Annotated in this window: 26 protein-coding genes; 13 read left to right on the top strand and 13 right to left on the bottom strand. The window is 74.0% G+C overall.

The window, feature by feature from the left end:
- Window positions 1-19: 19 nt before the first annotated feature.
- Both ACYVID_RS03825 and ACYVID_RS03820 read right to left on the bottom strand, forming a co-directional pair.
- Window positions 20-1,474, bottom strand: a complete 1,455-nt coding sequence (locus ACYVID_RS03825; RefSeq protein WP_460734562.1) for an APC family permease — start codon at window positions 1,472-1,474, stop codon at window positions 20-22.
- A gap of 77 nt (window positions 1,475-1,551) precedes the next feature.
- Window positions 1,552-2,091: a GNAT family N-acetyltransferase gene (locus ACYVID_RS03820; protein WP_460734560.1), complete on the bottom strand. Its 540-nt coding sequence runs from the start codon at window positions 2,089-2,091 to the stop codon at window positions 1,552-1,554.
- Window positions 2,092-2,201: 110 nt separating this feature from the next.
- On the opposite strand from ACYVID_RS03820, the gene ACYVID_RS03815 reads away from it, so the two are divergent.
- The 4 genes from ACYVID_RS03815 to ACYVID_RS03800 all read left to right on the top strand — a co-directional run bounded on the left by ACYVID_RS03815 (window position 2,202) and on the right by ACYVID_RS03800 (window position 5,160).
- The gene (locus ACYVID_RS03815) at window positions 2,202-3,557 is read left to right on the top strand and encodes an FAD-dependent oxidoreductase (protein ID WP_460734558.1); all 1,356 of its coding nucleotides are present in this window, start codon (window positions 2,202-2,204) and stop codon (window positions 3,555-3,557) included.
- Window positions 3,558-3,635: 78 nt separating this feature from the next.
- Window positions 3,636-4,001: a metalloregulator ArsR/SmtB family transcription factor gene (locus ACYVID_RS03810; RefSeq protein WP_460734556.1), complete on the top strand. Its 366-nt coding sequence runs from the start codon at window positions 3,636-3,638 to the stop codon at window positions 3,999-4,001.
- On the top strand, window positions 3,998-4,744 hold the full coding sequence (locus tag ACYVID_RS03805) for an aquaporin (RefSeq protein ID WP_460734554.1): 747 nt from the start codon (window positions 3,998-4,000) through the stop codon (window positions 4,742-4,744). The genes ACYVID_RS03810 and ACYVID_RS03805 overlap by 4 nt, the downstream gene beginning before the upstream one ends.
- Window positions 4,741-5,160 (top strand): arsenate reductase ArsC, encoded by a 420-nt coding sequence (locus ACYVID_RS03800; protein ID WP_460734552.1) that lies wholly within the window; start codon window positions 4,741-4,743, stop codon window positions 5,158-5,160. The genes ACYVID_RS03805 and ACYVID_RS03800 overlap by 4 nt, the downstream gene beginning before the upstream one ends.
- A 42-nt stretch (window positions 5,161-5,202) precedes the next feature.
- On the opposite strand, the gene ACYVID_RS03795 is transcribed toward ACYVID_RS03800, so the two are convergent.
- Window positions 5,203-6,231 (bottom strand): 6-phosphofructokinase, encoded by a 1,029-nt coding sequence (locus ACYVID_RS03795; RefSeq protein ID WP_460734550.1) that lies wholly within the window; start codon window positions 6,229-6,231, stop codon window positions 5,203-5,205.
- Window positions 6,232-6,303: 72 nt separating this feature from the next.
- Between ACYVID_RS03795 and ACYVID_RS03790 the strand changes: the two genes are divergently transcribed.
- From ACYVID_RS03790 to ACYVID_RS03775, 4 genes are all read left to right on the top strand, one after another.
- On the top strand, window positions 6,304-7,149 hold the full coding sequence (locus tag ACYVID_RS03790) for a DUF1028 domain-containing protein (RefSeq protein WP_460734548.1): 846 nt from the start codon (window positions 6,304-6,306) through the stop codon (window positions 7,147-7,149).
- On the top strand, window positions 7,146-8,618 hold the full coding sequence (gene glpK, locus ACYVID_RS03785; RefSeq protein WP_460734546.1) for a glycerol kinase GlpK: 1,473 nt from the start codon (window positions 7,146-7,148) through the stop codon (window positions 8,616-8,618). The genes ACYVID_RS03790 and glpK overlap by 4 nt, the downstream gene beginning before the upstream one ends.
- Window positions 8,619-8,686: 68 nt before the next feature.
- Window positions 8,687-8,920: a hypothetical protein gene (locus tag ACYVID_RS03780; RefSeq protein ID WP_460734544.1), complete on the top strand. Its 234-nt coding sequence runs from the start codon at window positions 8,687-8,689 to the stop codon at window positions 8,918-8,920.
- 116 nt (window positions 8,921-9,036) lie between these two features.
- Window positions 9,037-9,447 carry a DUF6281 family protein gene (locus tag ACYVID_RS03775; protein ID WP_460734542.1) on the top strand — a complete coding sequence of 137 codons (411 nt, stop codon included), beginning with the start codon at window positions 9,037-9,039 and terminating at the stop codon, window positions 9,445-9,447.
- A 158-nt stretch (window positions 9,448-9,605) separates the two neighbouring features.
- Here the strand turns inward: ACYVID_RS03775 and ACYVID_RS03770 are convergent, their stop codons facing one another.
- Genes ACYVID_RS03770 through ACYVID_RS03750 form a run of 5 tightly spaced genes read right to left on the bottom strand, consistent with a single transcriptional unit; the run spans window position 9,606 to window position 13,648 of the window.
- Window positions 9,606-10,541 carry a hypothetical protein gene (locus ACYVID_RS03770; protein ID WP_460734540.1) on the bottom strand — a complete coding sequence of 312 codons (936 nt, stop codon included), beginning with the start codon at window positions 10,539-10,541 and terminating at the stop codon, window positions 9,606-9,608.
- Complete coding sequence (locus ACYVID_RS03765) at window positions 10,538-11,167, bottom strand: response regulator (protein WP_460734643.1); 630 nt, start codon at window positions 11,165-11,167, stop codon at window positions 10,538-10,540. The genes ACYVID_RS03770 and ACYVID_RS03765 overlap by 4 nt, the downstream gene beginning before the upstream one ends.
- Window positions 11,168-11,187: 20 nt before the next feature.
- Complete coding sequence (locus ACYVID_RS03760; RefSeq protein WP_460734538.1) at window positions 11,188-11,721, bottom strand: flavin reductase family protein; 534 nt, start codon at window positions 11,719-11,721, stop codon at window positions 11,188-11,190.
- Window positions 11,718-12,911, bottom strand: a complete 1,194-nt coding sequence (gene macS / locus ACYVID_RS03755) for a MacS family sensor histidine kinase (protein WP_460734641.1) — start codon at window positions 12,909-12,911, stop codon at window positions 11,718-11,720. Before macS ends, ACYVID_RS03760 begins: the two co-directional genes overlap by 4 nt.
- Window positions 12,908-13,648: a lysophospholipid acyltransferase family protein gene (locus ACYVID_RS03750; protein WP_460734536.1), complete on the bottom strand. Its 741-nt coding sequence runs from the start codon at window positions 13,646-13,648 to the stop codon at window positions 12,908-12,910. Before ACYVID_RS03750 ends, macS begins: the two co-directional genes overlap by 4 nt.
- Window positions 13,649-13,740: 92 nt before the next feature.
- Here ACYVID_RS03750 and ACYVID_RS03745 point away from each other — a divergent pair, with 92 nt between their 5' ends.
- Together ACYVID_RS03745 and ACYVID_RS03740 are read left to right on the top strand one after the other, a co-directional pair.
- Complete coding sequence (locus ACYVID_RS03745; protein WP_460734532.1) at window positions 13,741-14,526, top strand: alpha/beta hydrolase; 786 nt, start codon at window positions 13,741-13,743, stop codon at window positions 14,524-14,526.
- A gap of 32 nt (window positions 14,527-14,558) precedes the next feature.
- A complete protein-coding gene (locus tag ACYVID_RS03740; RefSeq protein ID WP_460734530.1) occupies window positions 14,559-14,987 on the top strand; it encodes a hypothetical protein in 429 nt (142 codons plus the stop codon).
- A 97-nt stretch (window positions 14,988-15,084) separates the two neighbouring features.
- Here ACYVID_RS03740 and ACYVID_RS03735 read toward each other — a convergent pair whose 3' ends face one another.
- From ACYVID_RS03735 to ACYVID_RS03715, 5 genes are read right to left on the bottom strand one after another with little or no spacing between them, the layout of a single operon-like run.
- Window positions 15,085-16,131: an ROK family protein gene (locus ACYVID_RS03735; RefSeq protein ID WP_460734528.1), complete on the bottom strand. Its 1,047-nt coding sequence runs from the start codon at window positions 16,129-16,131 to the stop codon at window positions 15,085-15,087.
- Between the two features lie 11 nt (window positions 16,132-16,142).
- On the bottom strand, window positions 16,143-17,084 hold the full coding sequence (locus ACYVID_RS03730; protein WP_460734526.1) for an ROK family glucokinase: 942 nt from the start codon (window positions 17,082-17,084) through the stop codon (window positions 16,143-16,145).
- The gene (locus ACYVID_RS03725) at window positions 17,081-17,608 is read right to left on the bottom strand and encodes a hypothetical protein (protein ID WP_460734524.1); all 528 of its coding nucleotides are present in this window, start codon (window positions 17,606-17,608) and stop codon (window positions 17,081-17,083) included. Before ACYVID_RS03725 ends, ACYVID_RS03730 begins: the two co-directional genes overlap by 4 nt.
- Window positions 17,605-18,828 carry an ArsA family ATPase gene (locus ACYVID_RS03720; RefSeq protein WP_460734521.1) on the bottom strand — a complete coding sequence of 408 codons (1,224 nt, stop codon included), beginning with the start codon at window positions 18,826-18,828 and terminating at the stop codon, window positions 17,605-17,607. Before ACYVID_RS03720 ends, ACYVID_RS03725 begins: the two co-directional genes overlap by 4 nt.
- An 8-nt stretch (window positions 18,829-18,836) precedes the next feature.
- Window positions 18,837-19,274 (bottom strand): SRPBCC family protein, encoded by a 438-nt coding sequence (locus tag ACYVID_RS03715; RefSeq protein WP_460734519.1) that lies wholly within the window; start codon window positions 19,272-19,274, stop codon window positions 18,837-18,839.
- A gap of 184 nt (window positions 19,275-19,458) precedes the next feature.
- Here ACYVID_RS03715 and ACYVID_RS03710 point away from each other — a divergent pair, with 184 nt between their 5' ends.
- The 3 genes from ACYVID_RS03710 to ACYVID_RS03700 all read left to right on the top strand — a co-directional run bounded on the left by ACYVID_RS03710 (window position 19,459) and on the right by ACYVID_RS03700 (window position 23,403).
- Window positions 19,459-21,249, top strand: a complete 1,791-nt coding sequence (locus tag ACYVID_RS03710) for an AMP-dependent synthetase/ligase (RefSeq protein WP_460734517.1) — start codon at window positions 19,459-19,461, stop codon at window positions 21,247-21,249.
- Window positions 21,250-21,439: 190 nt separating this feature from the next.
- Entirely contained in the window at window positions 21,440-22,198 is a 759-nt protein-coding gene (cpaB, locus tag ACYVID_RS03705) for a Flp pilus assembly protein CpaB (protein WP_460734515.1), read from the top strand.
- Between the two features lie 5 nt (window positions 22,199-22,203).
- Window positions 22,204-23,403 carry an AAA family ATPase gene (locus ACYVID_RS03700; protein ID WP_460734513.1) on the top strand — a complete coding sequence of 400 codons (1,200 nt, stop codon included), beginning with the start codon at window positions 22,204-22,206 and terminating at the stop codon, window positions 23,401-23,403.
- Window positions 23,404-23,406 lie beyond the last annotated feature (3 nt).

The following is a 23,406-nucleotide window of genomic DNA, read 5'->3' as shown; positions in this document are numbered from 1 at the left end:
CGGGCTCCCGGTGCCGGCACTAGTGGTCGAGGTGCTCGATGTCGCGGAAGCCGGTCTTCTTGGCGCGGACCCCGCGGTTGGTCGCCCAGGTGAGCGCCCACAGCACGACGCCGACCGCGAGCATCCCCGCGGCGACCTGGTACTGGATCCAGTCCTCGCGGTCCCGCGCCCACGGCCCGGCGAGGAACAGGCAGGCCACGGCGGCGACGTACGGCACGGCGGTGGGGGCGGTGAAGCCGTGGCGGCTGCGGGGGTCGCGGCGCAGCACGATGCACGCGATGTTGACCACGGCGAAGACGCACAGCAGCAAGAGCGCGGTCGTGCCGGACAGGGCGGTGATGACGGAGGTCTCGGCGAGGAAGGTCACGGCGACGATGAGGGCCAGCGCCAGCACGGTGGAGAAGGCGATCCCGGCCCACGGCGTGCGCCGGACCGGCAGCACCTTCGCCAGGGAGCGCGGGAGCACGTCCTGCTTGGCCAGGCCGTAGAGCAGGCGGCTGGCCATGAGCATGTTGATGAGCGCGGTGTTGGCCACCGCGATGACCGTGAGGTACGGGAAGATCTCGCCGATCGGCAGGTCGGGGGCGCCGATCTCGACCACGTTGAGCAGGACCTTGCCCTCCTGGTCGACCACGTCGGCGATCTGCCCCTCGGGGATGACCGCGATGACGGAGATGGCGACGAGGACGTAGAAGACGACCGCGATGCCGAGGCCGGTCAGCATGATCCGCGGGAAGGTGCGCTCAGGGTCCTGGGTCTCCTCGACCATGTTGACCGAGTCCTCGAAGCCGACCATCGCGAAGAAGGCGATGGCCGTGGCCACCGTGACGGCGAGGAAGATGCCCCGCTCGGAGCCGGACTCGAAGACGACGAGACGCGACATGTCGGCGTCACCGCGGCCGATGACGGTGAAGCCGATGGCGATCACGATGACCAGCGCCGCGACCTCGATGAGGGTCAGCACGACGTTGAACTTCACGCTCTCCCCGACCCCGCGCAGGTTGATGGCCGCGAGCAGGACCATGAAGCCGACGGCGACCGCGGTCACCGCGGTGCTGGACTGGGGGGCGCCGTCCCAGCCGGAGCCCTGGAGTCCCGCGAGCAGGTTGGTGGCCAGCAGGTTGGCCGACGTCGAGGCGCTGGTGATGCCGGAGCAGATCACCGCGAACGCCACGAGGAAGGTCACGAAATGCACCCCGAAGGCCTTGTGGGCGTAGAGCGCCGCACCCGCGGCCTGCGGGTGGCTGGTCACCAGCTCGAGGTAGGAGAAGGCCGTGAGCGTGGCGACCGCGAAGGCCACCAGGAACGGCACCCAGACGATGCCGCCCACCTCCAGCGCCATCTCGCCGGTGACGGCGTAGATGCCGGCGCCCAGGATGTCGCCGACGATGAAGAGCAGCAGCAGCCGAGGTCCGAGGACCCTCTTGAGCTCGCCCTCCTCGGCGGCCTGCGGCGCGGAGGTGTCGGTGGTCATGGGTGCTCCTGGCCTGCTGCGGGATCGGTCAACCGCAGATCTTCTCCGCCTCGCGACCTGCGCACACCACCCGGGGCTCACCCGGCCGTCCCCACCGTCCCGGCGGGGTCCTCCGGCCCGTCGAGACGCGGGTCGCGGCGGCGCTCGAGGAGCACGGTGTCGCGCCAGCGTCCGTCGAGGCGCGCGATGCGGGACCGCACCCCCACGGTGCGGAACCCGACGGCGTGGTGCAGGTGCAGCGAGGCGAGGTTCTCGGGGAAGACCGAGGCCTGCAGGGTCCACAGCCCACCGGAGTCGGCGGCGCGCACCAGGTGCTCCAGGAGCGCCCGACCGACGCCGGCACCGTGCGCGGCGGAGGCGACGTAGACGGTCGACTCCCCCACGCCGGCGTAGCAGGCACGGGCGGAGACGGGCGACACGGCGGTCCAGCCCAGGACCTGTCCGGCGCGCTCGGCCACCCAGCGGTGGTCGGGCAACCAGCGCGCGGCCAGCGTGGCGGCCTCCGGCACCTCGGTCTCGAAGGTCGCACCCCTGCCGGCCACGCCCTCGGCGTACACCGACCGCACCTGCTCCAGGTCCTCGGCACGCATCGGCCGCACCCGCACGTCGCTCAGCACCGCCGCACCGTACATCGATGCCTCTCGATGCTTGCACACATCGACGCCTGTCGATACCTTGTCGTCGTCGACCTTCCATCGACATCCATCTATCTCCATCGGAGGCACCCGTGCCCGCTCCCACCCGGACCCTGCCGCTCGTCGTCGTCGGCGCCGGCCCCATCGGCCTGGCGGCCGCGGCCCACGCCCGGTCCCGCGGACTGCCGACCGTGGTGCTCGAGGCCGGGCCCACCGCCGCCGCCGCCGTGCGGGCCTGGGGGCACGTGCGGCTCTTCTCCTCCTGGGCCGAGCTCGTGGACCCGGTCGCCGAGGCGCTCCTCGCCCGGTCCGGGTGGAGCCGACCCGACCCGGCGACCTACCCCACCGGGGAGGAGTGGGCGACGGCGTACCTCCTGCCGCTCGCGGCTGCGCTCGAGGCGACGGGCGAGGTCGAGGTGCGCACGGGCCACCGGGTGGTCGGGCTGGCGCGCGAGGGCCGGGACCGCCTGGTCGACGCCGGACGCGAGGACACCCCGTTCGCCGTGCACGTCGCCGGCCCCGACGCCGAGACGGTCCTGCGGGCCGCCGCCGTCGTGGACGCCTCCGGCACCTGGTCGGGCCACGGCCCCCTCGGCGCGGACGGGCTCCCCGCGCGGGGCGAGCGCACCCATGCGGACCGGATCGCCTACGCCGTACCGGACCTGGTCGACCCCGCGGTGCGGAGCAGGTACGCCGGGCGGCACGTCGTCGTGGCCGGCACCGGTGCCTCCGCGCAGAACACCCTGGTCGCGCTCGCCGCGCTGGCCGAGGACGTGCCCTCGACCCGGGTCACCTGGCTGGTGCGACGGGGCGATGCCAGCGCCGCCTTCGGCGGTGGCGACAACGACCAGCTCGTCGCCCGCGGCGCGCTCGGGAGCAGCGCGCGCCGGGCGGTCGAGCAGGGTCCGGTCACCACGGTCACCGGGTTCCGGGCGACGGCCGTCGAGGACGACCCGGCGCATCCCGGCACCCTGGCCGTCACCGGGCTCGACGGCCGCCGGGTCGAGGCGGTCGACGAGCTCGTCGTGGTCACCGGCTTCCGGCCCGACCTCGGCTGGCTCTCCGAGGTGCGGCTGGACCTCGACCCGGTGCTGTCCGCACCACGGCGACTGGCCCCGCTCATCGACCCCAACGTGCACTCCTGCGGCACGGTCTACCCGCACGGCGCCGCCGAGCTCGCCCAGCCCGAGCCCGGGCTCTACCTCGCCGGCATGAAGTCCTACGGCCGCGCGCCGTCGTTCCTCGCCCTCACCGGGTTCGAGCAGGTGCGCAGCGTCGTCGCGGCGATCGCCGGTGACCACGAGGCGGCGAGCCGGGTGGAGCTGGTGCTCCCCGAGACCGGGGTGTGCGGCGGGTCCGGGGCCTTCGACGGCGCGCCGGACACCGAGGAGGCCGGGTGCTGCGCACCCTCACCGACCCTGCTGACCCTGGGGAGCAGCACGTGCTGAGCGCCGCCGACCATCGTTCACCCGATGTTCGCCGAGCGGCAGCCGGGCCGAGACATCGACGGGTGTGAAGATAGACGCATGCCGAAGTCCGCTCCCGCCGTGCTGCCCAGCCCGGCCGAGACCGTCGCCTGCTGCTCGCCCCTGACGGCGCAGCCGCTGGACGCCGCCACGGCCGACCGGATCGCGCCGCTGCTCAAGGCCCTGGCCGACCCCGTGCGCCTGCGCCTGGTCTCGCTCGTCGCCTCGCACGAGGACGGCGAGGCGTGCGTGTGCGACCTCAACGACGCCTTCGAGCTCTCCCAGCCCACCATCAGCCACCACCTCAAGGTGCTGCACCAGGTCGGGCTGCTGGAGCGGTCCAAGCGCGGCGTGTGGGTCTACTACCGGGTCAGCACGACGGCGCTCGCCGACGTCGCGTCGCTGCTGGGCGGCGTCGCCCGGTGACGCAACGTCCGAGCCCGCCGATGGGCGGGGACCTGCTGCTGCGCAAGGTGGCCGCCGAGGTCGTCGGCACCGCCTTCCTCGTCGCCGCGGTCATCGGTTCCGGCATCGCCGCGACCCGCCTCTCCCCCGACGACGTCGGCCTGCAGCTGCTGCAGAACAGCATCGTGACCGGCGCCGTCCTGGTCGCGCTGATCCTCGCGCTGCAGCCGGTCTCGGCCGCGTTCAACCCGCTGGTCACCCTCGCCGAGGTCGTCCTGGGGCTGCTGCACCTGCGCGACGCCGTCCCGCTGGTGCTCGGCCAGGTCGCCGGCGGCGTCGTCGGCGCGGTCGTGGCCAACCTGATGTTCGACCTCGACGCGGTCACGATCTCCACCCGGGAGCGCACGGGCGGCGACCTGTGGCTGGCCGAGGTCGTCGCGACGCTGGGCCTGCTCGTCGTCATCTTCGGGTCGGTGCGCTCCGGACGCACCGACACCATCGCGTACGCCGTGGGCGGCTACATCACCGCGGCCTACTGGTTCACCAGCTCGACCAGCTTCGCCAACCCGGCGGTGACCGTCGCCCGGATGTTCTCCGACACCTTCGCCGGCATCTCGCCGGCCTCGGTCGCGCCGTTCCTGGCCTTCCAGGTCCTCGGGGCTGGGTTGGCCGTGCTGCTCGTGCGACTGCTCTACCCGGCGGCCTCCCTCCACGTCCCCTCGTCCCCGGACCACTCCTCGACCTCCCTAGGAGACCCCTCGTGACCACCACCACCGCCGACCAGACCGGCAAGCCGACCGTGCTCTTCGTCTGCGTCCACAACGCCGGGCGCTCGCAGATGGCCGCGGGCTACCTGCAGCACCTCGCCGGGGACCGGATCGAGGTGCTCTCGGCCGGCTCCCAGCCCGCCGACCAGGTCAACCCGGCGGCCGTCGCCGCGATGGCCGAGGAGGGCATCGACATCGCCGCGGCCCAGCCGAAGATCCTCACCACCGAGGCCGTGCAGGAGTCGGACGTGGTCATCACGATGGGTTGCGGCGACGAGTGCCCGTTCTTCCCCGGCAAGCGCTACGAGGACTGGGTGCTCGAGGACCCGGCCGGGCAGGGGCTCGAAGCCGTGCGTCCGATCCGCGACGAGATCCGCGGTCGGGTCGAGGAGCTCATCGCCTCGCTGACGTGACCGGGCGCCCGGCCGACCACGGCCGGGCACACCGGGATCGGCTCAGCCGAAGAAGACCTCGGCCTCGGCGTACTCCTCGGGGCTGACGGTCTTGAGCACCCCGGTGCCCTCGGCGAGCGGGACCCGCTCGATCCGGGTGCCGCGCAGCGCCATCATCGTGCCGAAGTCGCCGTCGGCGACGGCGTCGACGGCCTGCAGCCCGAAGCGGGTCGCGAGCCAGCGGTCGAAGGCGGTCGGGGTGCCGCCGCGCTGGATGTGGCCGAGCACGACCGCGCGGGCCTCCTTGCCGGTGCGGTGCTCGATCTCGGAGGCGAGCCGGTCGCCGATACCGCCGAGGCGGACGTGGCCGAAGTCGTCCTTCTCGCCGGAGACCAGCGTCATGTCGCCGCCCTCCTTCGGCACGGCGCCCTCGGAGACGACGATGATCGGGGCGTACTCGGACTCGAAGCGCGCCTCCACGTGGCGGCACACGGCCTCGATGTCGAAGGGCTGCTCGGGGATGAGCACGGCGCTGGCACCGCCGGCGATGCCGGAGTGCAGGGCGATCCAGCCGGCGTGCCGCCCCATCACCTCGACGACGAGCACCCGGTGGTGCGACTCGGCGGTCGTGTGCAGCCGGTCGATGGCGTCGGTGGCGATGTTGACCGCGGTGTCGAACCCGAAGGTGAAGTCGGTGCCGGAGAGGTCGTTGTCGATCGTCTTCGGCACGCCGACGACCTTGACGCCGAGGTCCGCGAGCTTGGTGGCCACGCCGAGGGTGTCCTCGCCGCCGATGGCGATGAGCGCGTCCACGCCGTCGCGGGCGAGGTTGTCGGTGATCTGCTGGACGCCGTCCTCGAGCTTGAACGGGTTCGTGCGCGAGGAGCCCAGGATGGTGCCGCCGCGCGGCAGGATGCCGCGGCACTGCTCCACGCCCAGCGGCATCGTCAGGCCCTCGAGCGGCCCCTTCCAGCCGTCGCGGTACCCCAGGAACTCGAACCCGTGCTGCCTCACGCCCTTGCGGACGACGGCGCGGATGACGGCGTTGAGGCCGGGGCAGTCCCCGCCTCCGGTCAGGACTCCCACTCGCATGTACCGACCCTAGCGACACATGACCCGGGTCACACCCCACCCGGGGTGGCCGGATGTCCTAGGGTCCCGCGCATGACCTTCTCGATCGTGGCCAGGTCCGGACACCCCGACCCCGAGGAAGCCGAGTGGGGGGTGGCGGTCGCGTCGAAGTTCCTGGCGGTCGGCAGCGCCGTACCTGCCGCGGTCGCGCAGGTCGGGGCGATCGCCACGCAGGCCGACGCCAACGTCGCCTACAAGGGCCTGGCGCTGGCGCACCTCGACGAGGGCGCGAACGCCTCGATCGCCCTGCAGCGGCTGCTCGAGGAGGACCCCGGCCGCGACCACCGGCAGGTGGGCATCGTCGACGTCGAGGGCGGCGCAGCCACCCACACCGGCAGCGCCTGCCTGGACTGGGCCGGCGGGGTGACCGGCGACGGCTACGCGATCCAGGGCAACATCCTCACCGGCGAGGACGTCGTGCTCGCCATGGAGGCAGCGTTCCTGGCCACCGACGACTCGATGCCCCTGGCCCACCGGCTGCTCGCCGCGCTGGCGGCCGGCGACGAGGCGGGCGGCGACAGCCGGGGCCGCCAGTCGGCGGCCCTGCTGGTCGTGCGCGAGGGGGCGGGGTACTCCGGCGGTGACGACATCGCCTGCGACCTGCGCGTCGACGACCACGCCGCGCCCGTGCAGGAGCTGGCGCGGCTGCTCGACCTCAACGACCTCTACCTCACCGCCTCCACCGAGGAGGAGAAGGTGCCGGTGACGCCGGAGCTGCGCGAGGAGCTCGAGGCGATGGCCCGCGCGGGCGGCCACCGCGACCTGCACGCATGGGTCGGCACCGAGAACTACGAGATGCGCGTGGCCGACGACCTGTCGTGGATCGACCGACGGGTGCTCGCCATCGCCCGCGGCGAGGACGGCGGGTCCGCGTCGTGAGCGTCCTGGCGATCGACGCCGGCACGACGGGGGTCACCGCGGTCGTCGTCTCGCCGCAGGGCGACATCGTGGCCAAGGGCTACCAGGAGTTCGCCCAGCACTTCCCGAGGCCGGGCTGGGTCGAGCACGCGCCGGAGGAGATCTGGCAGTCGACCCTGGAGGCCACGAGGGCGGCGCTGGCGCGGTTCGACGCCTCGCAGCTGCGCGCCATCGGCATCACCAACCAGCGCGAGACCGTGCTGCTCTGGGACCGCGAGACCCTCGGCTCGCCACGTCGCGCGATCGTCTGGCAGGACCGTCGCACCGCCGACATCTGCACCCGGCTCCGCGAGGAGGACCACGAGGACCGGGTCCGCGAGCTCACCGGGCTGCGCCTGGACCCCTACTTCTCCGGCACCAAGCTGCGCTGGCTGGCAGAGGAGGAGCCGCGCACCTGGGCCCTGGTCGAGGAGGGCAGGTACGCCGTCGGCACGGTCGACTCCTACCTCATCGCCCGGATGACGCGCGGGCTGCACCACGTCACCGACGTCTCCAACGCCAGCCGCACGCTGCTCTTCGACCTCGCCGCCGGCGACTGGTCCGAGGAGCTGTGCGAGATCTTCGGCGTGCCCCGCGACGCCCTGCCGGACCTCGTGCCCTCCTGGGGCGAGGTCGCGCTGTCCGACCCGAGGTCGTTCCTCGACCTCGAGCTGCCGATCGCGGGCATCGCCGGCGACCAGCAGTCGGCGCTCTTCGGGCAGACGTGCTTCGACGAGGGGGACGCCAAGTGCACCTACGGCACCGGCTCCTTCATCCTCACCAACACCGGTTCGGAGCCGGTGCGCTCCGACGACGGGCTCCTGACCACCGCGGCCTGGCGCTCGCCGTCCGGTGAGCTGACCTACGCCCTCGAGGGCGCGATCTTCGTGACCGGGGCGGCCGTGCAGTGGCTGCGCGACGGGCTGCAGATCGTCGGCTCGGCAGCCGAGACCGAGGCGATCGCGGCCACGGTCGACTCCTCCGACGGCGTCGTCTTCGTCCCCGCCCTCACCGGGCTCGGCGCCCCGCACTGGGACCCGCACGCCCGCGGCACCATCCTCGGCATCACCCGGGGCACGACCCGTTCCCACCTCGTGCGCGCCACCCTCGAGGCGATCACCTTCGAGGTGCGCGACGTGCTCGAGACGATGCCGGCGCGGACGTCGCTGGCCGTCGACGGCGGGGCGTGCGCCAACGACCTGCTCTGCCAGCTGCAGGCCGACCAGCTCGGGCTCAGCGTCGAGCGACCGCGCCTCACGGAGACCACCGCGCTCGGTGCGGCCTTCCTCGCCGGCCTGGGCGTCGGCGTCTGGGGGTCCACCGACGAGCTGCGCGAGACCTGGCAGCTGGACCGCTCCTTCACCCCCTCGGCCGACCGCGGTGCCGCCGACGCCGCCCACCGGCGCTGGACCGAGGCGGTCGAGCGGTCGAAGGGCTGGGCGCTGCTCTGAGCGGGCTCGACCGACCGGAGATCGTCTGCCTCTGCGGGTCGGCGCGGTTCCTGGCGGAGATGCGCGCGGTGGAGCGCGACCTCACGCTGGCAGGTGTCATCGTCCTCGCGCCCTGCGAGGCCGACTCGTCCCCGTCGCCGGAGCAGAAGCGCGTCCTCGACGAGCTGCACCTGCGCAAGATCGACCTCGCGGACCGCGTGCTGGTCGTCGACCCCGGCGGCTACGTGGGTGGGTCGACGGCCAGGGAGATCGCCTACGCGCGGGCGGCCGGCAAGGTCGTGGGGTTCACCCACGGCGGGTGACCAGCCGACAGCCCGCCACCGGGCCGGCCGACCAGGTCTGCGCGCGGCAGCGCGGCGCCAGCAGGCACGGGGGGCAGGTCACGGAACCACCACGGCGACGGCGACGTCAGAGCCTCATGACCAGGAAGCCGGTCGGTGGGAATCTGCTGCTGGCAGCCGCGCTGCTGCTGTCGGCCTGCTCGACCGACGAGGGACCGACGAGCGAGTCCGCGACCGCAAGCGACTGCACGACGCAGATACGGGTGGGGTCCGCGGTCTACTCGTCGTACGGCACCACCCAGCGACCGGCGAGCCGACACGCGGAGGCGGAGAGGGCCGTCTGCGAGGACGTGGGCCGTGACGCCAGAGGCTCCGTCTTCCCGGCACAGCCGGAGCACGTGGCTGCGTGGAGGTTCCCGGGGTACCCACCCTCGAAGGTCCTCGCAGTCAGGTACGACACAGACTCGTTCCACGTCTTCACTGCGGACTCGCTGCCCGACGCCGAGCGCGACCGGATCCTCGAGGACCTGCAACAGCGACCCGGGTGACTCCCGCACGCACACGGCACACCTGCCCACGTCTGCTGCTCGGCACGTGCCGGCGGCACCGTCGTCATGGAGTGTCGTGGACAGCGGCACCCCCGTGCCACACATCTGTCCGCCGGAGCCGCCACGGCAGCGGCGCCGGAGCCCCTCGGGGAGCAGGGCTACGCCCACCCCTCCAGCGCCCGCGCGGCCTCGTCCCGAGTCGCACGGGCCTCGTCCCGGCCCGCCCGCGCCTCGTCGCGAGCGGCCTCGGCCTCCTCGAGCGCGTCGTCGACGTCGTCGGCGTCGGACTCCAGCTCGGCCAACCGGCGCTTGAGCTCGTCGATCTCGGCCTGCAGCTCGAGGGCACGGGCCTCCAGCTCGCCGACCTCGGACTGCGCCTCGGCCAGGGCCTCCTCGGCATCGGCCAGCCCCGCGTCGGCCTCGGCGAGCGCCTCCTCGGCCGCCCGACGCGCCTTGGCGTCCGCCTCGGGGTCGGGTACGACGCTGAGCGCGGGCCGCCCGGGCGCCTGCTCCGTGCGGGGAGCGTCCGGCACGGCCGTCGCCTCGAACCCGAGCGCCTCCGGCAGGGCCACCGCCGCTGCGACGTCGACCTCGTCCACGCCCGTGCTGGCCAGCGGCGCGACGAGCAGCCCGCTGCGGATCGCCGCCGCGCAGCCGGCGTCGACCATGGCGGCCGTGAGCGTGGCCTCGACCTGGTCGGCGACCGCCTGGGTCACCTTCAACCCGTGCGAGCGCGCCAGTCCCCTGGCCGTCGTCGTGACGGCGGCTGTCAGCTGGCGGCGCTGCTTGGTCAGCGCACGCAGGTCGTCGGCCGACATCGAGTCCTGGGCCGACCGCAGCGCCGCGCCCACGGCCAGCACCTGCTCGACCTGCTCGGTCTCGTGCCGCACCAGCAGGTCGACGACCCAGGCGGCGGTCGCGGGCTTGCGCAGCGCCTTCAACCGCGCCGCCAGCGGCGTCCCCTTGTGCCGCTTGACCAGCTCGTCGCGGGAGGGGGTGAAGTCCGGCAGCGGGAGCCCGTAGAGCCGCTCGGCGAGGGCGAGGAGCTGGTCGATCTCCTCGGCGGAGCCGTCCCCGGCGGGGCCCGGGCTCACTCCTCCAGCCCCTGCTCGATCGCCCAACGGGTCAGCTCGACCCGATTGTGGAGCTGGAGCTTGCGGAGCGTGTTCTGCACGTGGTTCTGCACCGTGCGGTGGGAGAGCACCAGCCGCTCGGCGATCTGCTTGTAGGACATGCCGGTGGCGACCATCCGCAGCACCTCGGTCTCGCGCTCGGTCAGCTGCGGGACCTCCGGGCCGGAGGGGGTGGGGTCGGAGAGCCGGCGGTACTCCCCCAGCACCAGCCCGGCCAGCCCCGGGGTGAAGACGGGGTCCCCGGCGGCGGTGCGGCGCACGGCGTCGATCAGCTCCTCGCGGGAGGCCGACTTCACGAGGTACCCGGTCGCTCCCGCCTTGACCGCGGCGAGCACGTCGTCCTGCTCCCCGCTGGCCGAGAGGACCAGCACCCGCGCCGAGGGGTCGTGGCGCAGCACCCGCTCGGCCACCTCGACACCGCTGGGACCGGGGATCTGCAGGTCGAGCACGACGACCTGCGGGCGGGCCGCGGGGAACCGGGCGATCGCCTGGTCCCCGTCGGCGGCGACCGCCACCACGTCGAAGCCGGCACCGGCGAGGTCGCGCTCGACCGCGTCGCGCCACATCGGGTGGTCGTCGACCACCATGACCCGCAGCGGCTGCTCGCTCACGCGTCGGACCCTAGGCCATGCCCCAGCGACAGCCACCGGCCCCGGCGGTGGCCCAGCGCCCTGCTCGGCGGGTCGTCGGCGACCTCGACGTGGGCGATGCGGCAGGTCACCTGTGCGGACCACCCCAGCTCGCGCTCGTCCACCAGCTCGGCCCCCAGCCAGGTGCCGGCAGTGGCGAGCCGCGGCCCCCAGGGCGTGTCCTCCCACTCCACGGCGCGGAAGGGCCCACCGGGCAGCGGCGCCTGGCCGGCGAACACCTCGGCCAGCGAGCGGTCGGCCCAGGAGAGCACCTGGACGACCACGCACCCGGTGTCGCGCAGCGCCTCGGTGAGGTCGGCGTCCGGGTCGAGCAGCCCGACCACGTGGGCCGGTCGCCCCAGGGCGACCACGAGCGAGGCGACGGTCAGGCCGGCGCGGTCCGCCCCGGAACCCGCGGTCCACACCGTGACGGCACCGCCGAGCCGGCCGCGGAAGCGGCGTACGGGATCGGGGTCGGGATCGGTGAAGGGGTGCTCGGTGTGGATGGTCACGGGGTGGGACCTCCTGCAGGGGGGACGGCCGGGGCGACGGGCAGCGTGAGGGTCCACTCGGTGCCCCACGACCCTGTGGCGAGGTCGGCGCGGCCGCCGAGGTCGCGCAGCCGGCCCTCGATGGACCCGGTCACGCCGAGCCGTCCCTCCGCGCTGGCCCGGGCGAGACGGCCCTCGGGGATGCCGGGACCGTCGTCGCGCACCGAGACCGTCACGGCCCCGGGCAGCGACTCGAGCAGCACCCAGGCGCGCGCCTCGGGACCGGCGTGCCGCTCGACGTTGTCCAGGCACGCCGCGACCGCGGCCCGCACCTCGGCGACCTGCGCCTCGGGCAGCGGGACGGTCCCGCCGGGCAGGGACACGACGACCCGCGGCGACTCCAGGGTGGCGAGCGCGGCGGCCAGGTCGGCCACGGCGGCACCGCCGCCAGCAGCCGGTGGCACCACCCGGTCCTGGGCCCGGATCAGCGCGCGCAGCGCCTCCTCCTGCTCCCCGGCGAGCCGGCCCAGCTCGGCCAGCCGCGGGTCGGTCGCCGCCGTCTCGCCGCCGCGGCGCTGCACCAGCGCCAGCACCTGCAGCACCCCGTCGTGGACGGCCCGCGCCAGCCGCGCGCGCTCGGCCGCGGCGGCCGCCTCGCGCTCGGCCCGGTCGCGCTGGACGGCCGAGCGCTGCAGGGACTCCACGAGGTAGCCCACGACAGGTCCACCGATGGCGAGCAGGAAGACGTTGCCGTAGGTGACCTGGGTCAGCTCGTCGCGGATGAGCAGGTCGGCGGCACCGACGGACAGCCCGGCGGCGAGCCCGCCCCGCCAGCCCCAGCGCGCAGCCCACGCGAACATCGGCGACATGACCCAGTAGCCCGCGAGCGTCGCGTCGAAGCCGTCGGCCTTGACCAGCGGCGTCGCGAGCAGGGCCGCCAGGGCGACGGCCAGGTCGGCGGCCAGCAGCAGTGGCGTGCGGCGGGCCGCGTCGGCGTACGCCGCGGTGACGGCCACCGACCACAGCACGATCGCGCTGATCGCCAGCGCGCCGACCCACGGCCGGTCGAGCTCGTCAGCGGTCCACACCCCGACCCCGACGGTGTTGAGCACCAGGACCGCCCGCAGGACGGCGAGCGCCCGGAAGATCCGGTCCTCGACGACGAGGGCGGCGGGCTCGCCGCCCCCGCGGGTCTCCTGGTGGGGCGTCAGGACGCCTTCCGCTCCCCAGCGGGACCGGTGGAGCCCGCCGCGGCGGCCTCGGCCGCCTCGGTCTTGGAGAGCTCCTTGGCGCGGGTGGCGTACATGTCGACGTACTCCTGGCCGGAGAGCCGCATGATCTCGTACATGATCTCGTCGGTGATCGAGCGCAGGATGTAGCGGTCGTTCTCCAGGCCCTCGTAGCGCGAGAAGTCCAGCGGCGGGCCGAAGCGTACGACGGGTCGGGTGAAGGAGCCGAACTTCTTGCCCGGGGGCGCCACGACGTCGGTGCCGACGACGGCGACCGGGATGACCGGCACACCGGTCTCGAGCGCGAGCCGGGCGACGCCGGTCTTGCCGCGGTAGAGCTTGCCGTCGTGGGAGCGGGTGCCCTCGGGGTAGATCCCGAACAGACCGCCCTCGCCGAGGACGCGCTTGGCCGAGAGCAGCGCGCCGGCGGCGGCGTCGGCACCGGCGCGGTCGATCGGCACCTGGCCGGAGCCGGAGAAGAACGTGCGCTGCAGCCAGCCCTTGACGCCCTTGCCGGTGAAGTACTCCGCCTTGGCCACGAACGTGACGCGGCGGTTCAGCGTGAGCGGCATGAACAGCCAGTCGGCGTACGACAGGTGGTTGCTCGCCAGGATCGCCGGCCCCTCCTCGGGGACGTGCTCGGCACCTTCGGTCTGGGGACGGAAGACCACGCGCAGCAGCGGCCCGATGGCGACCCACTTGAGGAACCAGTAGAACACCCGGCCACCCTAGGGCAGATCCGGCCGATCGAGATACGCGGAGGTTGCCGGGTCGCGCCACGCCGACCCCCGGCGTGCGGCAGGATCGCGCCATGACCGCGCTGCCGCTGCACCCCCTCGCCGAGCCCCTCGCCACCGACGCCGACCCCGCCGCCACCGGCGGGCGCCGGATCGGGGTGCTGCTGTGCCACGGGTTCACCGGCCAGCCGGCCTCGATGAAGCCGTGGGCCGAGGCGCTGGCCGCGCAGGGGTACGCCGTCGAGGTGCCGCGCCTGCCCGGGCACGGCACCACGTGGGAGGAGCTCAACACCAAGCGGTGGTCGGACTGGTACGCCGAGCTCCGGGCCGCCCACGGCCGGCTCGCCGCCCGCACCGACGTGGTGGTCGCCGCCGGGCTGTCGATGGGCGGTGCCCTCGTGCTGCGGCTGGCCGCCGACGAGCCGTCGATCGCCGGCGTCGTCGTGGTCAACCCCGCCGTCGCCACGAAGCGGCTCGACGTGAAGCTGCTGCCCGTGCTCAAGCACGTGGTCCCCTCGTTCCCCGGCATCGCCAACGACATCAAGAAGCCGGGGGTCGAGGAGCACGGCTACACCCGCACCCCGCTCCGGGCGGTGCACTCGATGATGCAGGCCTGGGGCCCGCTGGTCGCCGACCTGCCGAAGGTGCGGGTGCCGGTGCTCTACCTGCGCTCGACCGTCGACCACGTCGTCGACGACTCCTCCGAGCCACTCATCACCTCAGGGGTCTCCGGGGAGGTCCGTGTCGTGCGGCTGCCCGAGAGCTACCACGTCGCGACGCTCGACCACGACCTCGACACCATCGTCGAGGAGTCCGCGGCCTTCGCCCGGCGGGTGGCCGGCGTCGAGGGCTCGGCGTAGGTCGGTTGGCCGTCCCTCGTTAGGCTGGCCGGGTGCAGCGCGAGGGAGAAGACGACGCCTGGCGCGCGATCGTGGAGAACTTCGGCGAGCGCGCCGAGCTCGACGACGACCCGGCCGTGCCTCCTACCGTCCCTCCCCCGGCAGCCGCCCGCCGCGACGACCCGGCCGCGTGGGTCGAGGCGGAGCCGGACGAGCCGCCGCCGGCGTACGCCGAGGACGCCGACTCTTACGTGCCGCCGCCCCCGCCGCCGCTGCCCATCCCCGAGCCGGACCGCGGCATCGCCTGGATGGGCGTCATCGGCTCCCCGATCCTCCTGCTGGTCTCGCTCGTGCTGGGCCTCGACCTGCCGGACTGGGTGGGCTACCTGATGATCGCCTGGTTCGTGGGTGGGTTCTGCTACCTCGTCGCCCGGATGCCCAATGAACCGCGGGACCCCTGGGACGACGGCTCCCGGGTGTAGCGCGCCCGCGCCAGCGGGCGCGGTCGCGGTGGCCGCGCGACCGAGGAACGAAGCCGCGACCGGCGTGTTGAGACCCAGTCGCTGCCGGCGACTGTTCCTAGCGCCGACGGCGGGAGCGCCGGGCCCGCCGTGGGCGCAGGCCCCGACCGAGCGCGTCGCGGACCATGCTGGCCGCGCCGACGGCACCGGCTTCCGGGCCGTGGGCGGCGCGCAGCACCGGCGGGACGACGCGGTCCTCGGCGCCGACGAGCGAGGCGACCAGGGCGCGGCGCGCGGGCTCGAGGAGCAGGTCGTCGGCGGCCGAGACGCCACCGCCGACCACGACGACCTCGGGGTCGAGGGCCGCGACCAGGTTGGCCAGGCCGGTGCCGAGCCAGCCGCCGACGCTCGCGAAGGCCGCCAGCGCCACGGGGTCACCGGCCCGGGCGGCCTCGGTGACCATGGGGCCGTCGACGAGGGCGGGGTCGCCCTCGGCGAGGTCGAGCAGCGGACCCGCGGCTCCCGGCTCGGCCAGGCCCGCCCGGGCATGGCGGACCAGGGCGTTGCCGGAGGAGTACTGCTCCCAGCAGCCCCGTCCCCCGCACTCGCACCCACGCCCGTCGGGCACGACCTGCATGTGCCCGAACTCCCCGGCCATGCCGTTGCGTCCGCGGTGCAGCTCGCCGTCGAGGACGACCGCGCCGCCGATGCCCGTGCCGAGGGTGACGACGAGCGCGTCACGCGCACCGACCGCAGCGCCGTACGCCGCCTCGGCCCGGGCCGCGCAGTTGGCGTCGTTGTCGAGCAGGACCGGCACCTGCCAGCGCTCGGCCAGCCGTGCCCGCACCTGCTGGCCCCGCCAGGGCAGGTGCGGGGCGAACATGACCCGCTCCCCCGCGGCGTCGACGAACCCGGCTGCGGCCAGGCCGACGCCGGCGAGGCGACGACCCGCGGCGACCTCGCGGACGGCCTCGGTCAGCGCGTCCTCGAGCAGCGCGACGTCGACCCGGCGACCGGGCGTGGCGCGGTGAGCGACCCGCAGGACGGTGCCGTCGGGTCCGACCTCGGCGGCCATCACCTTGGTCCCGCCCACGTCCACCCCGACGACCGGGGCGCCGCCGACGGGCACGCGGAGGGCCGCCCCGGCGGCCTGGACCAGCGACACCGTCGGGCCGCTCAGCGCCGGGCCAGGTCGGCGGCGCCGATCAGGCCGGCGCGGTTGCCCAGGCGGGCCTTGCGGATCTCGAGGTTGGGGCGGTGGCCGCGCCCGGTGAGCTGGCCGGCGAAGGCCTGGCGGATCGGCTGGAGCAGCAGGTCGCCGGCCTCGCTGACGCCCCCGCCGATGACGCAGACGGCGGGGTCCAGGACCGCCGTGAGCGAGGCGATGCCCTCGCCGAGCCAGCGGCCGAGGGTGGCCAGCTGCTCGGTCGAGAACGGGTCGCCGCCGCGGGCGGCCTCGGTGATGAGCGGCCCGGTGATCCGGTCGGCGTCGCCGCCGGCCAGGTCGAGCAGGTGCCGGGCCAGCAGCGACCCGCCCCGGGCCTCGGAGCGGGCCTCGCGGACCATCGCCGAGCCGGAGGCGTACTGCTCCCAGCACCCGTGGTTGCCGCAGCCGCACAGGATGCCGCCGGGCACCACGCGCATGTGGCCGATCTCCGCGCCGACGCCGAAGGCCCCACGGTAGAGCGAGCCGTCGAGCACGAGGCCGCCGCCCACGCCCGTGCCGACGGTGACCAGCAGCAGGTCGTCGACGTCGGCGCCCGCGCCGAAGCGGAACTCGCCCCAGGCCGCGACGTTGGCGTCGTTCTCCACCACGACCGGCAGGCCGAGGTCGCGCTCGAGCTCGGCACGCAGCGGCACGTCACGCCACGCGATGTTGGGCGCGAACATCACCGTGGAGCGGGCCTTGTCGACGTAGCCGGCGGCGCCGACGCCGACCGCCTCCACCGCGTGGTCGGCCGAGAGCCGGCGCACGAGGTCGCAGACGGCGCGCTCGATCGCCTCCTCGTCGCTGGCCGGGGACTCCACCCGGAGCTCGGCGAGGATCGCGCCGTCCTCGTCGACGACGCCGCCGAGGATCTTGGTGCCGCCGATGTCGATGCCGCAGGTCAGGCTCACGCGTGGGTCTCCGGGTCGGGGTCGCTCGGGTCGGTCTGGTCGTGCTGCTCGCTCTGGGACCCCGGGTCCGCCGGGTCGTCGGACCCGTCGTCGTCGAGATCGATGTGCTCGACGCCCGAGCGCCCGGGCTGAGCGCCCGTCGAGCCGGAGGGCACCTGGGTGGCCATGGCGCCGGCGGCCGCCTGCAGCAGCGAGGTCGCCGCGGTCGTGAGGTGCGCCTTGACCTCCGGGCTCATCTGGCGCACCGCGTGGATGGTCCGGCACACCGGGCAGTAGCGGCACTCCTCGCTGCCATTGGCGAGGTTGTCGTCGAGGTGGTCGCGCACCTGGCGGGCGGTCGTGGCGGCGTGGTCGGCGAGCCCGGCGGCACCCTGAGCCCAGTCGGTGCCCTGGTCGCGCGCCCAGTCGCCGAGGGCGCCGAGCAGCTTGGCGGCCTCCTCGGCCACGGTGCCGAGGTCCTCGGGCTCGCCCGGTCCCCCGGGAGGGGTGGGGCCTCCGGGTCCGGTGGGCGGCGGCTGGCTCATCGGCGGGCCGTCTGACGACGTACGGCGGGTGCCGCTGCGGCCCGCGAGGGGGCCGTCGCCGCGGGGTCGGTGAAGCGGACCTGCAGACGACCGTCCTCGACCCGCGCGCCCGCGACCCGCAGCCGGGAGAGCCCGGAGGGCAGGGTCAGCAGCCGGCGGTAGGACCCGACGGTGACGACCAGCTCGTCGCCGTTGCGGGCCAGGTCGACCTCGGCGCGCGTCACGAAGGGCAGCGCGAGGCTCAGCACGGCGCCGGCGTCCGTGCGGGTGACCTGGAAGGGCCCCTCGCCGCGCGGCGGGGCGAGCGGGTCGGAGCCGGCGTACACCTCGGCGGCGAGGGTGCGCAGCGCGTCGACCCCGACCGGCTCGACGGATCGGTACTCGGAGCGCCAGACCGGCAGACCGGCGAAGGACTGCGCCACCTGGCCGAGCACGGCGTCCTGGGCCGCGACCCAGCCCTCGCGCCAGGCGTCGCCACCGGCGGGGAAGACCCGGTTGGCCACGACGCCGTCGACGCGGTAGCCGAAGAGCGAGAGGTTGGTGTAGCTGCGGCGCGCCTCGGCCAGCACGACGGTCTCCGGGGTCAGGACGAGCCGCACGGAGGCATCGGGCCCGGAGAGCAGCGCGTGCACCTCGTCGAGCTCGGCGTGGAGGCGCTCGATCGCGTCGAAGACGTCGTCGCCGGGCATGGGGACGCCGGCGGCCCGCTGCAGGACCGGCTTGAGCGCCTTGACGATGCGCCGCTCGGCGGGCAGGACGCGCTGCATGTACCACCCCAGCGCCTCGGGCAGTGCGAGCAGCCGCAGGGTCTCGGCGGTCGGGGCGCAGTCGACGACGACGACGTCCCAGGCGCCCGAGAGCACCTGCAGGCGCAGCTCCAGCAGTGCGAGGACCTCCTCGGCACCGGGGATGACGGTGAGCTCCTCGGCGGCCACGGGGTCGACGCCGGCCACGTCGAGGACCGAGAGGAGGTAGCGCTGGATGTCGGCCCAGGACTGCTGGAACCGCAGCTGGGCGTCGACCTGCTGGACGAACAGCCGGGGCGCCACCTCGGTCGGCTCCGGCCCGACCGGCGCCCCGAAGGCGTCGGCCAGCGAGTGGGCCGCGTCGGTCGAGAGCACCAGCGTGCGGTGGCCGTCGGCAGCGGCGAGCGCGGCCGTGCCGGAGGCCACGGTGGACTTGCCGACACCGCCCTTGCCGGTGAAGAGGAGGATGCGCACCAGCGGGCTCAGCCCAGCTGCTCGACGCGCTTCTTGAGCCCCTTGAGCGCGGTGTCGATGAGGATCTTCTCGCCCTTGCGCTTGAGCATCCCGATCAGCGGGATCGAGACGTCCAGGGCCAGGCGGTAGGTGACCTCGGTCGAGCCGCCCTTGTCGCGCAGGACGTAGGCGCCGTCGAGGGCGCGCAGCATCTTGCCCTCCACCAGGGTCCAGGTGACCTCGCGGTCGCCGTCCCAGGTGTAGGCGAGGGTGTACTCGTCCTTGATCGGGGAGACGTCGAGGGCGAAGAAGACCTGCTCGGCTCGACCGTCGGGGCCGGTGGCCCGCACGTCGGCGACGGTGACGCCCTTCGCCCAGGCGGGGTACGCCGGGAAGTCGGCGATCACGGCCATCACGTCCGCCGGTGCGGCGTCGATCACGATCGACGACGTGGTCTGCTCAGCCACTGCGACTCCCTCGTTCGGCTCGTCGAGCCCTCGTCCAGCCTCGTCCCGGACCGTGACCGTGGCCACAGCGATGCGGCCGGAACGGACCCGGTCCGGCTGCGCGAGCGTACCGGATGAGGCGGACGACGCCGACGGCGGTAACGTGCCCGGGCACGTCCACCAGACCAGGAACGAGGAGCCCGCTGTGCGCGAGTACTCGACGCCCATGACCGTCGAGGTCCCCACCACCGGCAACCTCACCGACGCCGTCGTCCGCAACGAGGCCGAGGCTCCGGACGCCGTCGTGATGAGCCGCCCCGACGGCAGCGGGGGCTGGAGCGACGTCACGGCCGCCCAGTTCGCCGCCGAGGTGCGCGCCGTCGCCAAGGGGCTGGTGGCCGCTGGCGTGGAGGCCGGCGACCGGGTCGCCCTCATGTCCAAGACCCGCTACGAGTGGACGCTGCTCGACTACGCCATCTGGTGGGCCGGCGCGGTGACCGTGCCCGTCTACGAGACCTCCTCCGAGGAGCAGGTCGCGTGGATCCTCGCCGACTCCGCGGCGGTCGCGGTCGTCACCGAGGGCCCCGACCACACCGCGCGGGTCTCCGCCGCCCGCACCGGGCTGGAGGACCTGCGGCACGTGTGGTCCTTCGCCGACAACGGCGTGCACGTGCTGCGCCGCCTGGGCGAGGACGTGACCGACGAGGTGCTCGAGCAGCGGCGCACCGCCACCACCCCGCTGGACCTGGCCACGATCATCTACACCTCCGGCACGACCGGACGGCCCAAGGGCTGCATGCTCACGCACGGCAACTTCCTCTTCGAGCTGGGCGTCGCCACCGAGGAGCTGGACTCGCTCTTCGACACCGAGGGCGCCTCGACGCTGCTCTTCCTGCCGCTCGCCCACGTCTTCGCCCGGATCATCCAGGTGGGCAGCGTGATGTCGCGCACTCGCCTGGGCCACAGCCCGGACGTCAAGAACCTGCTCCCGGACCTGCAGTCCTTCCAGCCGACGTTCATCCTCGCCGTTCCGCGGGTCTTCGAGAAGGTCTTCAACACCGCCTCGCAGAAGGCCGCTGCCGAGGGGCGCGGGAAGGTCTTCGACCGCGCTGCCGAGACCGCGATCGCCTGGTCGCGGGCCCAGGACAAGGGCCGGGTCCCCGTGCGGGTGCGCGCCGAGCACGCGCTCTTCCAGCGGCTGGTCTACGGCAAGCTGCTCGCCGCCCTCGGGGGCAGCTGCACCTTCGCCGTCTCCGGCGGCGCTCCGCTGGGCGAGCGCCTGGGCCACTTCTACCGCGGCGTGGGGCTGACCGTCCTCGAGGGCTACGGGCTCACCGAGACCACGGCCGCCCTGACCGTCAACCTGCCCGGGGCCCACCGCATCGGGACCGTCGGACGCCCGCTGCCGGGCACCGCGGTCCGGGTGGCCGAGGACGGCGAGCTGCTCTTCCGCGGCGGCCAGGTCTTCGCCGGCTACTGGGGCAACGAGGAGGCCACGGCCGAGGCCCTGGAGCGCGACGGCTGGTTCCACACCGGCGACGTGGGCGAGGTCGACGACGAGGGCTTCGTGCGGATCACCGGTCGCAAGAAGGAGATCCTGGTGACCGCCGGCGGCAAGAACGTGGCCCCCGCGGTGCTCGAGGACCGGGTCCGCGCCCACCCGCTGGTCGACCAGTGCCTGGTGGTCGGTGACGGCCAGCCCTTCATCGGCGCCCTGGTCACCATCGACCGGGAGGCCCTGGCGGTCTGGGCGCAGACCCACGGCCTGTCCGGCTCCCCGGAGAAGCTGCTCGACGGCCCCGAGGTGCGGGCGGCGGTGGAGGAGGCCGTCGAGGAGGCCAACAAGGCGGTGTCCAAGGCCGAGTCGATCCGCAAGTTCACGGTCCTGGCCGAGGAGTGGACCGAGGAGGGCGGGCAGCTCACGCCCAGCCTGAAGCTGCGCCGCTCGGTCGTCGTGCGGGAGTCCCGGGCGCACGTCGACGCGCTCTACGACTGAACCTGCGTCGTCCCCCTCCACCCCCGTCCGGCGTGCCCGGACCGGTGCCGTCGGCAATTGGGTGAAAATGCCTCTCGCCAGGGTCGTTGGTCCCTAGCATGATCCGTGGAGGGGGACGCCTCGGTGTCCCTGCATGGCACGGGTACATGGGGGTGGGGATCCCTCGTCCCCACGAACGAGAGGCTCACCGATGGACCGACGCAGGGTTCTCCTGGTCGCGGCCGCCGTGGTCGCCGCACTGGGGACGGTGCTGGTCTTCCTGTACGTCCGAGGGGCCGACAACCGCGCCGAGGAGCGGTTCGAGACGACCGAGGTCCTCGTGGCCACCGCCCAGATCGAGCGCGGCGAGCGCATCGCCGACGCCGCGGCCGCGGGCAAGCTGGCGCTGCAGGCCGTGCCGCGCGGCCAGGTGCTGCCAGGTGCGCTGGTCACCACCGGGGACGTCGCCGAGCAGATCGCGCTGACGGTGATCTACCCCGGCGAGCAGGTCGTGCCCCAGAAGCTCGGTGACACCGCGGTCGAGGAGACCCGCCTCAACATCCCCGAGGAAGGGGACATGGCGATGTCGATCAACCTCACCGACCCCGCCCGCGTCGCCGGCTTCGTCAACCCCGGCTCCGAGGTCGCGATCTTCCTCACCGGCGCGGACCCGACCACGGGAGCGCCCTTCTCCAGCGTGCTGTTGACCCGCGTGACGGTCATCGCGGTCGGCTCCACCACCCCGGTCACGACGACCACGACCACCACCGAGGGCCAGGGCCAGGAGGGCGGGCAGCAGGTCGTCGAGTCGCTCCCCCGCACCCTCATCACGCTCTCGGTCAGCCAGGCCCAGATGCAGCGCGTGCTGCTGGCCCAGCAGCAGGGCGAGCTGTCCTTCGCGCTCCTCACCGAGGACTCCAAGGTCACCCTCGCCCCGGCCACCACCGTCGACAACCTGCTGCAGAACTAGAGCCCATGCCTGTCGCCGTCGACTCCGAGACCAGCGCGGTCACCGCGTTGCTGTCCAGCCTGCCCCCGGGGAGCCAGGGCGTCGACTCCCTCGACCGCATGCGCGCCTGGCTGGACCAGCACCCCGACGAGTTCGTGGCGGTGCTGGGCCCGCACCTGGACCTCGACGACTGCCTCAAGGTCTGCGAGGACCTGCGCACGTCGCGTCCGACCGTGAGCGTCGTGCTGGTGCGCGACAAGCTCGACACCACCGTGCTGGCCAACGCGATGAAGGCCGGGGCCCGCGACGTCGTCGACGTCGAGGACGCCACGTCGCTGAGGAGCGCGGTCGAGCGCGCTCGGGAGCTGTGGACCGCCCTGCGCGGGCCCAGCGGGGCGCAGCAGCTCGGCCGGGTCGTCACCGTCTTCTCCCCCAAGGGTGGCGTCGGCAAGACCACCGTGGCGGTCAACCTCGCGCTGGCCCTGACCGAGCGCGGTGCGCGACGGGTCTGCCTGGTCGACCTGGACCTGGCCTTCGGCGACGTGGCGATCACCATGCAGCTCTTCCCGACCCACTCGATCGAGCACGCGATCGGGTCCGAGGAGACCCTCGACGCCGCGCAGCTCGACACCCTGCTGACCCGGCACGCCGACTCCATGATGGTCCTGGCCGCACCGGCCCATCCCGACGTCCGGGAGAGGGTCTCCCCCGCCCTCGTGGGCAAGGTGCTGCGCACCCTGCGCGAGAGCTTCGACTTCGTCGTCGTCGACACGGCCCCGTCCTTCGACGAGCAGGTGCTCACTGCGCTGGACGAGACCGACGAGTGCGTCATCGTCGCCACCCTCGACGTGCCGACGCTGAAGAACGTCAAGGTCGCCCTGGAGACGCTCGACATGCTCGACATCGCCCGGGGCCACCGGCACCTGCTGCTCAACCGCGCCGACGACGCGGTGGGCATCACCCCCGACAAGGTCGAGGGCATCCTCGGCATGCCGGTCGCGGCCGCGGTGTCCTCCTCGGTCGACGTCGCCGCTGCCACCAACTCCGGCAACCCGATCGTCGTGGCCACTCCCGGACACCAGAGCAGCCAGGCCGTCCGCGCCCTCGCCTCCGAGATCGCCGGGGTGCCGCTCGCCGGGCTCGGCGAGCCGGAGGCCCCCGCACCCACCGACGCCGCGGGTGACGAGGCAGCCCGCGGCCGCACCCGCTTCCGGCTCAGGAGGTAGCAC

It is taken from the genome of Nocardioides ginkgobilobae, from assembly GCF_054781275.1.
The sequence above is the reverse complement of the archived record's forward strand: the minus strand, read 5'-3'. Positions and strand labels throughout refer to the sequence as shown.

Bases quoted from the DNA above. Each gene is read 5' to 3' on its own strand.
- ACYVID_RS03795 (WP_460734550.1), bottom strand. From the start codon at position 6,231: ATGCGAGTGGGAGTCCTGACCGGAGGCGGGGACTGCCCCGGCCTCAAC.
- ACYVID_RS03700 (WP_460734513.1), top strand. From the start codon at position 22,204: ATGCCTGTCGCCGTCGACTCCGAGACCAGCGCGGTCACCGCGTTGCTG.
- ACYVID_RS03790 (WP_460734548.1), top strand. From the start codon at position 6,304: ATGACCTTCTCGATCGTGGCCAGGTCCGGACACCCCGACCCCGAGGAA.
- ACYVID_RS03725 (WP_460734524.1), bottom strand. From the start codon at position 17,608: ATGAGCCAGCCGCCGCCCACCGGACCCGGAGGCCCCACCCCTCCCGGG.
- ACYVID_RS03810 (WP_460734556.1), top strand. From the start codon at position 3,636: ATGCCGAAGTCCGCTCCCGCCGTGCTGCCCAGCCCGGCCGAGACCGTC.
- ACYVID_RS03825 (WP_460734562.1), bottom strand. From the start codon at position 1,474: ATGACCACCGACACCTCCGCGCCGCAGGCCGCCGAGGAGGGCGAGCTC.
- ACYVID_RS03775 (WP_460734542.1), top strand. From the start codon at position 9,037: ATGACCAGGAAGCCGGTCGGTGGGAATCTGCTGCTGGCAGCCGCGCTG.
- ACYVID_RS03745 (WP_460734532.1), top strand. From the start codon at position 13,741: ATGACCGCGCTGCCGCTGCACCCCCTCGCCGAGCCCCTCGCCACCGAC.
- cpaB (WP_460734515.1), top strand. From the start codon at position 21,440: ATGGACCGACGCAGGGTTCTCCTGGTCGCGGCCGCCGTGGTCGCCGCA.
- ACYVID_RS03765 (WP_460734643.1), bottom strand. From the start codon at position 11,167: ATGGTGGTCGACGACCACCCGATGTGGCGCGACGCGGTCGAGCGCGAC.